14 protein-coding genes are annotated in these 12618 nt (G+C 65.0%); 5 read left to right on the plus strand and 9 right to left on the minus strand.

The window, feature by feature from the left end; all coding sequences use genetic code 11:
• Position 1: 1 nt before the first annotated feature.
• The 4 genes from HY852_RS23985 to HY852_RS24000 all read right to left on the minus strand — a co-directional run bounded on the left by HY852_RS23985 (position 2) and on the right by HY852_RS24000 (position 2266).
• Positions 2-223: a hypothetical protein gene (locus tag HY852_RS23985; RefSeq protein WP_291607383.1), complete on the minus strand. Its 222-nt coding sequence runs from the start codon at positions 221-223 to the stop codon at positions 2-4.
• Positions 224-269: 46 nt separating this feature from the next.
• Positions 270-770 carry a hypothetical protein gene (locus tag HY852_RS23990; protein ID WP_291607384.1) on the minus strand — a complete coding sequence of 167 codons (501 nt, stop codon included), beginning with the start codon at positions 768-770 and terminating at the stop codon, positions 270-272.
• On the minus strand, positions 767-1372 hold the full coding sequence (locus HY852_RS23995) for a permease (protein WP_291607385.1): 606 nt from the start codon (positions 1370-1372) through the stop codon (positions 767-769). Before HY852_RS23995 ends, HY852_RS23990 begins: the two co-directional genes overlap by 4 nt.
• A 297-nt stretch (positions 1373-1669) precedes the next feature.
• Positions 1670-2266, minus strand: coding sequence for a superoxide dismutase (locus HY852_RS24000; protein ID WP_291607386.1), 597 nt, complete (start codon positions 2264-2266; stop codon positions 1670-1672).
• 99 nt (positions 2267-2365) lie between these two features.
• Between HY852_RS24000 and HY852_RS24005 the strand changes: the two genes are divergently transcribed.
• Positions 2366-2893, plus strand: coding sequence for a GNAT family N-acetyltransferase (locus HY852_RS24005; protein WP_291607387.1), 528 nt, complete (start codon positions 2366-2368; stop codon positions 2891-2893).
• Positions 2894-2978: 85 nt separating this feature from the next.
• Positions 2979-4364, plus strand: coding sequence for an MATE family efflux transporter (locus HY852_RS24010; protein WP_291607388.1), 1386 nt, complete (start codon positions 2979-2981; stop codon positions 4362-4364).
• Between the two features lie 31 nt (positions 4365-4395).
• Here the strand turns inward: HY852_RS24010 and HY852_RS24015 are convergent, their stop codons facing one another.
• On the minus strand, positions 4396-5550 hold the full coding sequence (locus HY852_RS24015; protein ID WP_291607389.1) for a DUF3095 domain-containing protein: 1155 nt from the start codon (positions 5548-5550) through the stop codon (positions 4396-4398).
• 143 nt (positions 5551-5693) lie between these two features.
• Here HY852_RS24015 and HY852_RS24020 point away from each other — a divergent pair, with 143 nt between their 5' ends.
• Complete coding sequence (locus HY852_RS24020) at positions 5694-6062, plus strand: hypothetical protein (RefSeq protein ID WP_291607390.1); 369 nt, start codon at positions 5694-5696, stop codon at positions 6060-6062.
• Positions 6063-6077: 15 nt separating this feature from the next.
• Here HY852_RS24020 and HY852_RS24025 read toward each other — a convergent pair whose 3' ends face one another.
• The 4 genes from HY852_RS24025 to HY852_RS24040 form a co-directional block, all read right to left on the minus strand.
• Entirely contained in the window at positions 6078-6803 is a 726-nt protein-coding gene (locus HY852_RS24025) for an SDR family NAD(P)-dependent oxidoreductase (RefSeq protein WP_291607391.1), read from the minus strand.
• Positions 6796-8181 (minus strand): class I adenylate-forming enzyme family protein, encoded by a 1386-nt coding sequence (locus HY852_RS24030; RefSeq protein WP_291607392.1) that lies wholly within the window; start codon positions 8179-8181, stop codon positions 6796-6798. Before HY852_RS24030 ends, HY852_RS24025 begins: the two co-directional genes overlap by 8 nt.
• Positions 8168-8413 (minus strand): acyl carrier protein, encoded by a 246-nt coding sequence (locus HY852_RS24035; RefSeq protein ID WP_291607397.1) that lies wholly within the window; start codon positions 8411-8413, stop codon positions 8168-8170. Before HY852_RS24035 ends, HY852_RS24030 begins: the two co-directional genes overlap by 14 nt.
• Before the next feature lie 171 nt (positions 8414-8584).
• A complete protein-coding gene (locus tag HY852_RS24040) occupies positions 8585-10399 on the minus strand; it encodes a long-chain-acyl-CoA synthetase (protein WP_291607393.1) in 1815 nt (604 codons plus the stop codon).
• Positions 10400-10952: 553 nt separating this feature from the next.
• Between HY852_RS24040 and HY852_RS24045 the strand changes: the two genes are divergently transcribed.
• Both HY852_RS24045 and HY852_RS24050 read left to right on the plus strand, forming a co-directional pair.
• The gene (locus HY852_RS24045; protein ID WP_291607394.1) at positions 10953-11687 is read left to right on the plus strand and encodes a GDSL-type esterase/lipase family protein; all 735 of its coding nucleotides are present in this window, start codon (positions 10953-10955) and stop codon (positions 11685-11687) included.
• 316 nt (positions 11688-12003) lie between these two features.
• Entirely contained in the window at positions 12004-12417 is a 414-nt protein-coding gene (locus HY852_RS24050; RefSeq protein WP_291607395.1) for a hypothetical protein, read from the plus strand.
• The last annotated feature ends 201 nt before the right edge of the window (positions 12418-12618 follow it).

Below are 12618 nucleotides of genomic sequence, written 5' to 3' on the forward strand. Positions count from 1 at the left end.
CTCACCTCATCGCCAGCCAGACGATGCCCCAGAGGACCGCACTGGCCGCGACGGCGGCGGCAAGGCGCTGGGCCAGGGTCATGCGCAGGATCGACCAGCGCGCAACCTGCGCTGGATGAGGTGATGCCGGTCCATGCGCGTGGCCGTGGACCTGGCCAGCATGCGAATGACCGTGGGCGTGCTCGTGATCGTGCTGATGGGCGTGGGAGACTGAAGGAACCATTTATAGATGTTATATTATAACGTTACACGTGTCCACCGACCATCCATCACGGCCTTCCAATGACCATGGCAATCGCCGCGGCCAGGAACGGAAACGGGATCGAGACGGCGGCCCGGAACCAGACAAAGCGGGCCGGCATGAACGGAATTTCCCACAGGATCACCCGCTGGAAGGCAAACAGCGCCCAGGCGACCACGTAGGCGATCACCTGCGGAGGGCCGCCGCCGGCCTTCAGCGCCACGGCAGCGATGGAAAAGCCGATCACCGGACCGCCCGGAGTGGCGGCGCCAGAGACAGTCGCCATCGTCACGCCGAGCCACCCGCTGTTCGGCCCGAGCCATCCCGTGATCACCTCCTGCGGGATCACCGCGGCGATGTAGCCCGAGCCGATCACGCCGAGCGCAATCCGCGGCATGATGTTGATGAAGTCCATCGAACCTTGGCGCAGCGAGGCCACGAACACCGGCCGGCCACGGCGAAACGCGATCAGGCCGAGCGCCGCCACTGAGCCCCACAGAAGGACGTCGATGAGAAGCGCCGCGCTCACGACTCCGCCTCATCCTGCTTGGGATACAGCCGCACATAGATGAAGCGGCCGAGCGCGCCCGCAAGCACCGGCAAAGGCAGCGAGATCGCGATGCGCCACAGCGTGAAATCGGCACCCAGGATGGGGATTTCCCAGGCGACGGCGCGGCCGTAGCCGATCAGCGTCCAGCTCACGACCATGGCGATGGTGGCCCCGAAATCGGCGCCCACCGCGAGCAGCGCGCTCGCCACCGGATAGGCCGTGAACGGTCCGCCGGGCAGTATCGCGCCGAAGGCTGTGCCGATCACAAGACCCTTCAGCCCGGACTCCGGCCCCAGTGATCGCGAGACCTTCTCGTGGGGTAAGATTTCCGCGATGAACGCACCCAGAAGGCAGCCGGCGAGCACGCGCGGCACGATGCCGCCGAACAGGGTGAGGTCGTCGGTGAGGATCTCCGTCACGCCGCTGATGCCGTCACGGTGCCAGACCAGCGCTGCACTGACCGCGACCAGCACAGCGATCGTGACCGTCGACCAGCCGACGGGTTTACGAATATGGCCCGGACGCGGCTCGGCGTCGGCGTCCTCGGCAGGCGCCGGGTCTTTCAAAGGAAGTTGTGACAAGGGAATGGGTCTGGCGCGAGATGAACGCCCACCTGCTTAATGACGCCGTCTGCCCGATGCAAACGGAACGATCGACCAGACCCATGCGTGCGGAAAGGAGCCCCATGCGGGCCCGCGCGAACATACTCCGCGAGCAAAAAAGGCGCCCGCCATGGCGACCGCCTTTTTGATCTCAGTCGATCTGTCATTCCGGTATGGTGCATCAGCACCAGAACCCGGAATCTCGAGATTCTCCGGTCCGCAATTGCGCACCGTAGCTCGCCTCTTCGAGGCGCCCCGGAATGACGGCGTGAACGCTCACGCCTTGTCGAACAGCTGCTCGACGTATTCCCAGTTCACGAGGTTATCGACGAACGCCTTCAGGTAGTCCGGGCGGCGGTTGCGATAATCGATGTAGTAGGAGTGCTCCCAGACGTCGCAGCCGAGGATGGGCGTTGCGCCGTGCACCAACGGGTTCTCGCCGTTCGGCGTCTTGGAAACCTCGAGCTTGCCGTTCTTTACCTGCAGCCAGCACCAGCCGGAGCCGAACTGGCCGACGCCGGCGGCAATGAAGTCGGCCTTGAATTTGTCGAAGCCGCCAAGGTCTTCGGTGATCTTCTTCTCGAGCTTGCCAGGCAGCTTGGTGCCGCCGCCGTTGGGCTTCATCCAGCTCCAGAAGTGGAGATGATTGTAATGCTGGCCGGCATTGTTGAAGACGGCCGGGTTCTTGCCGAACGAGCCCTTGACGATCTCCTCAAGGGATTTGCCTTCCCATTCGGTCCCCTTGAGCGCGTTGTTTCCGTTGGTGACATAGGCCTGATGATGCTTGTCGTGGTGATATTCCAAGGTTTCCTTGGACATATAGGCGCCGAGGGCGTCATAGGCATAAGGCAGTGGGGGGAGCGTAAACGTCATGTTTTTTGTCCGCAACTTGTGGGAACGATGTTTAACGAGCACTCTTATAGAAGGTTCCGCAGCCTTTAAACACCGCAATTTGTGCAGAACGACGGCAGAATGGGCACCGAGATCGAAGTCTTGAACGGCGATGCCTCGTGGCAGACAGCAGAGCCGCTGCTCAACGAGGTCTGGCCCAGTCATATTGTGGAAAAATTGGCGTGGGGTCACATCAAATGGGCCAATGCCGACCTCCGCGTGCTGATCGAGGCGCCTTCCGGCAGGCCCGCCTGCCACGTGGGCATCTACTTCCGCACCATCACCTGGAACGGCCGCAAGCTTCATGTCGGCGGCATCGGCGGCGTTGCGACGCGCGAGGACTGCCGCAGGCTAGGCTACGCCAGTTTCGCCCTCGAGGCCGCTACCGAAACCATCCGCGCCAACGAGGCGGCCCGCTTCGCGCTCCTGTTCTGCGAGCCCCACAATTTCGCGTTCTACCGGGCCCGCGGCTGGCACCCTTTCAGCGGAGAGGTTTACGTCGAACAGCCGGAAGGGCGGATTCGCTTCGACGTGATGGCGCCCTTCGTCCTGGATATCGCCCGGGCGCCACGCCGGGGCACCCTCGACCTATGCGGCCTGCCCTGGTGAGGGCTGCGTGATTGAGGGGCTGGCGGCGGCAGTCCTGCCCCTATAATATGTCGATCATCATCTAAAGCGGGAGCCCTGCCAGCACATGACGATCGAAGCCCCGCTTGATCTGGCCGCGCCGCCAAGGCCGACCAGCCCGTCCGTCAACAGCCTCCTGACCGCGCCGATTCTGCCGACGTTGTTGCGGCTTGCCTTGCCCAACATGGTGGCAATGGTCGGCAGCACGCTGGTTTCCATCGCCGAGACCTCCTACATCGGCCGGCTGGGCACGGTGCCGCTCGCCGCGATCGCGCTGGTCTTTCCCTTTGCAATGCTCGCGCAGATGATGTCCGCCGGGGCCATGGGCGGCGGCGTTTCCTCCGCGATCAGCCGTGCGCTCGGCGCGGATGATCGCAAGCGCGCCGCCTTGCTGGCGCTGCACGCCACCATCATCGGCCTATGCGGCGGTCTGTTCTTTACCGTGATCATGCTGCTGTTCGGCCAAGGGTTCTTTTCCCTTCTCGGCGGACGCGAGCGCGTCCTGGAAGAGGCCTGCGCCTATTCGAACGTGCTGTTCTCCGGCGCGATCGCGATCTGGCTGGTCAATACGCTCGCTTCCGTGATCCGCGGCACCGGTGACATGCGATTGCCCTCGGCAACCCTGATCGGCGCCGGCCTGGTGCAGATTGCGGCCGGCGGCACGCTCGGCCTCGGCCTTTTCGGCGTGCCGCAATTCGGAATGCGAGGTGTCGCCGCGGGGCAGCTGATCGCGTTCACGCTCGCCGCGATATTCCTGTCCTGGTACCTGGCCAGCGGCCGCAGCCGCCTGACACTGAACTTCACAAATTTCAGCTTCGAGCGCGGCATGTTCCTCGACATTCTGAAGGTCGGTGCGGTCGCCTGTCTGTCGCCCTTGCAGACAGTGCTTACTATCCTGATCTTCACGAAGATCTTGGCGGGTTTCGGCACCGAGACGCTGGCGGGGTACGGCATCGGGTCGCGGCTGGAATTCCTGCTGATCCCGATCACCTTTGCTTTCGGCATCGCTTCCGTTCCGATGGTGGGCATGGCGATCGGCGCCGGCCAGGTGAAGCGAGCGCGTCAGGTCGCATGGACGGCCGCAGCGGCGGCGGGCCTGACCGTCGGCCTGGTCGGCGTGATCGTCGCGCTTGACCCCGCGCTGTGGGTCGGCCTGTTCACCCAGGATATTGGCGTCACCGCTGCGGCCAGTTCCTATTTCGCCTGGGCCGGTCCCGCGTTTTCCTTCTTCGCAATCGGCGTGTCGCTGTACTTCTCCTCGCAGGGCGCGGCGCGGGTCGGCGGTCCAGTGCTCGCCTCGACCGCGCGTCTGTTGATCGTCGGCGTCGGCGGCTTGATGCTTGCCTCCGCGCACGCGCCCTCCTGGACCTTGTTCGCCCTGGTCGGCGGCGCGATGGTGGTTTTTGGAGTCGGCACGGCAGCTTCGGTGGCATTTGCACGCTGGGGCAAGTGAGCGCTGCGAGTCGGCCGCTGGCATGGTGGATTCAGGCCGCGCTCGCTTTCAGCGCGGTTGCCGCCGAGGCGTAGCCGCCGCGTGCGCCATCGATGAAGTGGACGTGGTCGCTGCGCACGGCGGAGGGCGTGAAGCACGTCATCATCGCCGCATCCTGGCGGTGCAGCCCGTAGCGGACGATGCCGCTTGCGGCAGCCGCGGCAAGGCGCTCCGTCAGCGCGCGCTCGAGTTCTGGCGTGCAATCCAGCACCATGCGCAGCCCGTCATCGTATTTGCGGAAGTCGGAATTCTCCACGACCTGCCGCATATAGGTCTCGGGAACGAAGCCGCCCATCCTGATGCCGAAGCGCATGATCAGATAGACGAATAGCGTGCGGGCCAGCGTCGCGGTACGCCGCTGCAACAACGGTCCGCCGCGCGCGGCCCGCGATTCAAATTCAACGCCCTGCGGCGGCCAGCGCAGCGCAGGTCCCTGCAAAGGGACCGGCCGCCCGGCCTCCGGGCTGCGCTCGACGAGATTGATGATGTCCTCGATGACCTTGCGGAAGGCGGCCGCATCGGCGCTGCCGGCCGGCATGACCAGCAGCGAGAGAATGATACCGCGCGTTGCAGGAATCTCCTCGAACCGGCACGACAGGCCCGAGAGATCGGGCTGCGTACCGGGCGGTGCTTCAGCAATCGCGAATTCGCCGCGCTTCATCGCCGCTTCCGCCCAGCCGAGCCCGCCGCCGGAGAACATCGCGTAAGACAGGTTGGGCGAGGGCCCAAAACGGGCGATCCGAACGTCCAGCCCCTGCGCGCGGATCGCGGTGACCGGCACCAGGGCGACGCGCATCTGAAGGTCGAGGTCCTCCCTTACCCAGGTCGCGGTCGCCGCCAGCGCCTCACGGACAGGTTCGATTTCCTGCGGCGAGACGGCAAAACCCGCGCCGTCGCCGCCAAATACGAAAGGGAATTCGCGCCCCTCCAGCGCATTGGTAACCGCCGCGATGACCGCGGCGCCGGCCATGTTGACCGCCTTGTAGCGTCTTGCCGCGATCGCCCTGGTCGAATCGACGATATCGGCAACGCCGACGGCCCAATCCGCCGGCAGGGGCGCGTACAGCGCCGGATCCATCAGCCGGGCAAAGCCGCGGAACACCGGAATGCTGCCGTAGAACGATTTGCTTGATTCGACGCTGGACATCGGCTGAACATCATGCGTCCTACCACGGCAGCAAACAAGACCAGCCCATGGACATGGCTTGCGGGCATTGATCGACGTCAAGTTGCCGCCATCGAATAACGTTTAACAAACCGTCATCGACGCTTTGCATCGCAGGATCTAGGGTGACTGACAGCGGCAACAAGGGTTCCAACCGTCCGGTGCGCCGCCTGACGGGGATCGATGTCGTCAGTGCCGTGAAGATGTCCGAGCAACTCACCGCCGCCGTCGACGCCTGGGCGGAAAGCCACGAGACGCACCGCTCTGACGCCATCCGCCAGCTCGTCGAGATCGGTCTTGCGGTCAGCAATGCCGCCAAGACTGCGAGCGAGCGCGATTCGGCCAGGATCGAGCAGATCGCGGTGCGGCAGATCGACCAGTTGCTCGATCCGGCTCTCCCCGAGGATGAACGCGAACGCCGCATCCGGCGCCTGACCGAGGGACCGCCGGAATTCGCGCCATCACGCGTCGACCTGCCCAAGCCCGAGACTTGAGGCGGGCAACGCGCGTTACGCCGTATTTCCGGCATCGACCGTGAACACCGCGCCGGTGACGTTGCGTCCGCCCTCGCCCAGCAGAAATTCCACCATGCGGGCGACATCTTCGGCCTCGGGCAATCGGCGCAACGCGCTGCGTCCGGCGATGCGCTTGCGGCCGTCATCCGACAGGCTGTGCGTCAGCTCGGTGTCGATGAAGCCCGGCGCGATCGCGTTGACGGTGATGCCGAGCTTGCCCACCTCGCGCGCCAGCGACTTGGTGAAACCGGTCGCGGCCGCCTTGGTCGCACCGTAGATCGACAGCCCGTTGTAGCCGGTCGAGGCGATGATCGAGGAGATGTTGATGATGCGTCCCGCGCCGTCCGCCATCATGTGGCGCACGATGTACTTGGTGAGGATCACCGGCGACAGCACGTTGAGCCGCACCAACGACTCGATCTCGGAATTGTGCATGGTGGCGAGCAGGCCCTCGGCGGAGATGCCGGCATTGTTGACGAGGCCGTAGACCGCGCCGAACTCGTCGCGCAGCGACTTGGCGAAGGCCGGCAGCGCCTCGATCTCGGAAAGGTCGCAGGCGCGGAAATGCAGCCGGTCCTCTCCGCTGACGCGGATCGCTGCCTTGAGCTCGACGCTCTCGCGCCGTGCTACCGCGATGACGTTATAGCCGGCCGAAGCGAGCTGGCGCGAAATCGCCAGACCAATGCCGCGGCTGCCTCCGGTGACGACGACGTTAAGCATCGGTGCGCGCCAGCTTTCCGGCCGGGGTGACGTCGAGCGTCGGCACGAAGCGGATCACCGCCGGCACCTTGTGCGAGGCCAGCTGCGCGCGGCACTGCGTCATGATCTGGTCGCGGATCTCCTTTTCCCGCGCGGCATCGGTGCCGTCGGCGAGAATGACGTCGGCGACGACGATGCCGCCGGTGATCGGGCTGCGGCGCGACTTCGCCCGCGACATCCTCACGTCCGCATGGCGGTTGATCACCGCCTCGATCTCCTCGGGATGAACCTTCAGTCCCCCGATATTGATGATGCCGCCGCGCCGGCCCACGAAGTGATAGCGGTCGCCGCGCAGCTCGACCATGTCGCCGGTATCGACAAAGCCGTCGGCATCGGTGAGCGGCGCCGCGTTGCGGCCGATATAGGCATGCGCGGTGCGCCTGGAACGAATGCGCAGCGAACCGTCGACGATCTTCATTTCGACGCCGTTGCGGTTTTGTCCGATCATTCCGGCCGGGAAACCTTCCAGCCCGTCATTGACGGCAAAGCCGACGCCGGCTTCGGTCGAGGCGTAGGCGTGTCCGACCGAGGCGTCGGGAAAAGCGGCCTTGAGACCATCGAGCACAGCCTGGTCGGCGATCTCGCCGGACAGGCGGACATAGCGCGGGTCAAACTGCGCCGCCGCGCCGCTCATCAGCAGCTTGCGCCAGTGCGACGGCGTGCCGGAAATGTGAGTGACGCCGCGCGCATTGAGGCGCGCCACGTGATCGGCAAGCGCTTCGCCCGGCTCGGACAACACCAAGGAGCCGCCGCCGATGACGGCGCGGAGGAAGATCTGCAGGCCGCCATAGCGGCGGATGTCGTAGAAGGTTGCCCACACCGGCGCCGGACCGCGAGAAGGCCCCTCGGCAACGATGGCGCCCGAAAGTCCCTCCAGCGTATGGCCGACGATCTTCGGCACGCCCGAGGTGCCCGAGGTGAGCATCAGCCATTCGGTGGCGCGCTCGCTCGGTGCGACTTCGGCCGGCACCAGCGGCAATTGCGCAGCGATGACCAGCGCGATGCCGCAATCCGTCCACGCTTCCGGCGTGTCGGTGACGACGGCGTCGATCCCGGCATCCTCGATCAGCGCTTTCAGATGCGCCGGATTGAGATCGGGCGGACACAGCAGCATTCGCCGCGCCACGCCATCGATCTCGATCATCGCGATGCCGGACCTGAGCTGGTCGGAAATCGCCAGCAGCACGTTGCGCCCCGAAAGCTCGCGCGCTCGGCCGCCAAGGCAGCTCAGCGACAGAATGTCGGTCAGCGAAACGACGTGCCGCGGGTCCGAAAGCGTGCGGCCCTTCTTTTCCGGGCCGAGATAGTCGCGAAGCGCGAAGATCTCACGCGGGGACATTTTCATAGGCCCGCACGAAATCCCCAACGGTGTGGGGGAAGGCCGCGTCTTCCGAGATGGTAAACGGATCGCTGCCGAGATCGTCTTCCAGGCGCGCCACCAGAATGGCGAAGGCCAGCGAATCGAAGCCCGTTTCGTGGAGGGAAAGGTCGTCGGTCAACGGCGGCAGCGTGACCTGCTGCTCCTTGGCGATCTGCTGTATCGCTGTCAGAATCTTTGCTCGTACCGACATGAGTGGTGCGCCTCTTCCTGGTTTGAATTCTTCGCTGCGAACGTAGGCGTACAAAGGTGAATATCCGTCGCCATTAGCTCGACGTTTACGCAGCTTGGTAAACAGCTTCTTGGTCGGCTTGGATAAAGTCGGCCCTATCTCCGTATTTTCACACCGCACAGATCGGCCTGGTTAAAGCCGGACCGCACCGGAAAGCAGACGAGCATGAAGTTCTGCGTCGAGCGGCACGTAGGCGCCCGATTTCGGGTCCTTGAGGAAGAGCGGCTCGCTGACCGTGCCCGGATCGAAGCCCTCGCGCGCCAGCTCCGACTTCTTCTGCTTGAAGGTCTCGGTGGAATCCAGACTTGCGCTGACGCGCACGAACAGGGGATGGGCGTAAGGCGGCAGCCGCTCGGCCAGGTGCTCGGCAAACGCGGCAAGATCAAATTCGTCATCGACCACGATCGCGCTCATGCCGGCGCGACCGTCGGTGCCCGGCACGATGACGCCATAGGTGGTGGCATCGACCACGCCCGGGCAATCGCGCACGGCGTCGTTGACCTCGGAGGTCGCGACGTTCTCGCCCTTCCAGCGGAAGGTGTCGCCGACGCGATCGACGAAATGGAAATAGCCCTTCTCGTCCACGGTCATCAGGTCGCCGGTGCGGAACCAGGCATCGCCCTTGGCGAAGACGTCGCGCAGGATCTTCTTCTCGGTCTCGCCGGCGTCGGTGTAGCCCTCGAACCGACCGCCGCCATCGTCCGCCACGCCGATGCGTCCCACCGCCTCGCCGATTTCCCCGCGGGCGCAGGCGATGCAAAGGCCGTCGGCATTGCGTAGCGGCGCGCCGGTGTCGGCATCGACCTTGACGATATTGGCCGGAAAGCGATGGGCGAGCAGCGGCGGAACGCGGCCGATCGCCCCCACCTTGCCCTCGACGTTGTAGAGCGAGAAGTTGCCTTCGGTCGCGGCGTAGAATTCGAGGATGCGCGGAATGGCGAAGCGCGCCGCGAAATCCTCCCAGATGTCGCCGCGCAGGCCGTTGCCGCAGGCGAGCCGCAGCTGATGCCGGTACTCGTATTCCGACGGCGGCGCCTTGAGCAGATAGCGGCACAACTCGCCGATATACTGGAAAAGCGTGCAGTCGTAGCGCACGATGTCGTGCCAGAACTCGCGCGCCGAGAATTTTTCCACCACCACCGCCGAGCCGCCGACCGCGAGCATGCTGCACGGGGCGACGATGCCGCCGACGGAATGGCACAGCGGCAGGCAGTCATAGAGTCGGTCCTGCGGCGTGGCGTCGGTGAGGCCGGCAAACCAGAAGCCCCAGTTGAGGATGCGGCGATGGCTGATGCTGGCCGCCTTGGGCAGGCCCGTGGTGCCCGAGGTGTAGATCAACAGCGCACGGTCATTGATGGTGACCTCGCCGCGCTCGTCCGGCGACAGCGGCGAGTCGTCGAGCCGCTCCAGCGCCGCTTCGATGCCGCGTTCCTCGCGCGAGCCGCCATGGGTCCACACCAGGCATTGCGACTTCATCAGCGGCGCGGCGGCGGCGAGCACGTCCGCCAGCTCCTGCGCGACGATGACGTGACAGGGACTTGCGGCGTCGATGCAATGGGCCAGCGACCGGCCGACCAGTTTGGGATTGATCAGCGCGACCACGGCGCCGATGCGGCTGATGCCGAGCCAGCAGGCAACGTAATCCGCGCGGTTCGCCATCAGCAGCGCGACGGTATCGCCCTTTCTCACGCCGGATGACAGTGCCCAGCGGCTGTAGCGGTTGATGCGCCGCGCCAGCGCGCCGTAATCGTAGGTTTCCGCGTCCGAGATCAGCGCCGTGCGGCCGCTTTGCTGCCCGGCCCAATCCTCGACCACGTCGGCGAACAGCCGGCCCGGCTGCGCCTCGATCCGGGACGTCAGCTCGATCGCCTTCAGCCAGGCTTTGGCCGCCGACGGCTTCCGCGCCGGCGCCTGCTGCGATGTCTTGTCGATGATGCCCGTGCTCATCCGCTCTCGACCCTTGCCTTGCCTCTCTATACGGCGATTGCCCTGCCCAGGCGTTAACCGACACGGTTAAACGCGGTTACTCGCGAGTTAAGGTTGGTGCTGCGGGGCCTTTGCCACGCGGACCGGAACGTCGTGCGCAGCCGCGCAATCCTTGCGATACCGGTCCCGATGGAAAGCGTGATGAGATTGGCGCGCCCTGTCCGCTGCTCGGGGAGAGGCCGCGCCGAAGGCGCGGGTGATAGATCATCACCAGCGTCGCTCCCGCCCCGTCGTTGCGAGCGAAGCGAAGCAATCCAGACTGTCTCCGCGGCAGCAGTCCGGATTGCTTCGTCGCTAACGCTCCTCGCAATGACAATGTGCAACATCCAATCAAAACTATCGCGAACGATCTATTCTTCGGCAGGTTATATGCGCGCCCGAATCGCGCTCAAAGCGTATTGCGCTCTTCGAGAGACCACACAACGCGCGCGCCTTTTCTGGTCGGCGGATTGCCCGGCGCAATCCGCCCTACCGTGGTATTGCTATCTCGGAGCGAAGCACCTCGGCAGCAACCATGAGCATCCCCATGGAAGTCGACCCCTCCCAAATCCCCGTTGAGGCGATCCCGTTCGAGCATGGGCTGGCCAACTTTGCGCAACGCCTGAAGGCCAAGGCGCAGGCCAAAATCGTCGCGATCGGCTCGTCGACGACGTCGGGCCACCGCGACGTCAAACCCTATCCGGAGCGGCTGAAGAAGCTGCTGCACGACCAGTATCGGGACGTGACGATCGAGGTGGTCAACAAAGGGATCAACGGCCAGGAGGCGCCGGCCGAGCTCGAACGGTTCGATCGCGACGTTTTCGCCGAGAAACCCGATCTCGTGATCTGGCAGGTCGGCACCAACACGGTGTGGCAACCGCCCGACCACATCCCGCCGCCACCGACACTGGAGGCGACCCTCGACGCCATTCGCGAAGGGCTGGCGCGGCTCGTCGCCTACCCGCGGGCCGATGTCATCATGATGGACCTGCAATATGTGCCGGCCGTGCTGACGCCCGCCAAGATCGGAAAGGCCACCATCATGGTGAGAGAGATCGGCAAGGCCGCGCAAGTGGCCGGCGTCAACGTCTTCCGCCGCTTCGCGTTCATGAAGGCCTTGCACGAGGTCGAGAAGATCTCGTTCGACCGCATGGTCAACCCGGAGGATGACGACCGGCTGCACGACAGCGACTGGGTCACGGGGCGGATTTCGTGGGCGCTCAAGCAGGCGATCGTCGGCGGGATCAAGAAGGCGCAATTGGGCGTGTGATGGTACGTTGAGCGACGGGCCCAATCACCTCGTCCCGCGTGCGGGGAGAGGTCGGATCGCATCGCAGATGCGATCCGGGTGAGGGGGAGTCTGCGCGAGTCCATCTCTCACCGAATTCGTGGAGAGCCCCCTCACCCCGACCCTCTGAGAGCGAGCTTCGCTCGTCTCTACCGCAAGCGGGGCGAGGGAGAAGAGCTGCGATCTCCCGCAACGAACGCGCAGATTTAACTTGCCCTCGCGCTAGCGCCCTCCCCATCCACATCCGCAATCCCTAGCGACTTGCTCACACGCGCCCCCGCGCGCATCTTCCCGCGCCATGGGCACGAAATCCCGCGAGCGACTCTACGGCACCGCTGTGCGGATGGCGGCGCAGCGCGCCACCGAGGCACGCAAGGAGGCCGACCGCCTCGCGTGCGAAGCCTGGAACAAGCGGATGCTGGCGTTCCACGGCCCGGCGCAGCCGTCGCCGACGCTCGGGGACGCGCTGAATGCGGGATATTGCTATCTCGAAGTGCGGTGCCTGGGCTGCGACACGCACCAGACCGTGGCGCTCGACATCGTCAGGCGCAGCAAGACGACGCCGATCCACGAGCTGGAGCGCTACATGCGCTGCCGGCCCTGCTCGGAGCTGTCGGGCTTTCCCTACAAGCGCAGCCACCTGGTGGCGCTGCGCACCAGCAGGATCTCGGCCTCCGATCCGCGGGCGGACTGGTGGCCGGGGGATCGCTGAGTCCAGATGGCCGCTGACGTCGGCTGACTTCGGTTAAAGCAGCTTGCCGGCGTACTCCCGCCCCGCTTGCGGCAGGGCTATCGCATTTGAAAACGAACTTGGTGGCAGTTTCTTCGCGGCCATCCTTCGAGACGCCCGCTTTCAGCGGGCTCCTCAGGATGAGGTCTTGTTTCGCGGCGAAATATTGGACCCTCATGGTGA

The organism is Bradyrhizobium sp. (genome assembly GCF_016213215.1).
Lineage (GTDB): Bacteria > Pseudomonadota > Alphaproteobacteria > Rhizobiales > Xanthobacteraceae > Bradyrhizobium.

Excerpts from the sequence above, each read along its gene's own strand:
- HY852_RS24040 (WP_291607393.1), bottom strand. The coding sequence starts at position 10,399 with ATGAGCACGGGCATCATCGACAAGACATCGCAGCAGGCGCCGGCGCGG.
- HY852_RS23985 (WP_291607383.1), bottom strand. The coding sequence starts at position 223 with ATGGTTCCTTCAGTCTCCCACGCCCATCAGCACGATCACGAGCACGCC.
- HY852_RS24005 (WP_291607387.1), top strand. The coding sequence starts at position 2,366 with ATGGGCACCGAGATCGAAGTCTTGAACGGCGATGCCTCGTGGCAGACA.
- HY852_RS24010 (WP_291607388.1), top strand. The coding sequence starts at position 2,979 with ATGACGATCGAAGCCCCGCTTGATCTGGCCGCGCCGCCAAGGCCGACC.
- HY852_RS24030 (WP_291607392.1), bottom strand. The coding sequence starts at position 8,181 with ATGTCCCCGCGTGAGATCTTCGCGCTTCGCGACTATCTCGGCCCGGAA.
- HY852_RS24035 (WP_291607397.1), bottom strand. The coding sequence starts at position 8,413 with ATGTCGGTACGAGCAAAGATTCTGACAGCGATACAGCAGATCGCCAAG.
- HY852_RS24050 (WP_291607395.1), top strand. The coding sequence starts at position 12,004 with ATGGGCACGAAATCCCGCGAGCGACTCTACGGCACCGCTGTGCGGATG.
- HY852_RS24015 (WP_291607389.1), bottom strand. The coding sequence starts at position 5,550 with ATGTCCAGCGTCGAATCAAGCAAATCGTTCTACGGCAGCATTCCGGTG.
- HY852_RS24000 (WP_291607386.1), bottom strand. The coding sequence starts at position 2,266 with ATGACGTTTACGCTCCCCCCACTGCCTTATGCCTATGACGCCCTCGGC.
- HY852_RS24045 (WP_291607394.1), top strand. The coding sequence starts at position 10,953 with ATGAGCATCCCCATGGAAGTCGACCCCTCCCAAATCCCCGTTGAGGCG.
- HY852_RS24025 (WP_291607391.1), bottom strand. The coding sequence starts at position 6,803 with ATGCTTAACGTCGTCGTCACCGGAGGCAGCCGCGGCATTGGTCTGGCG.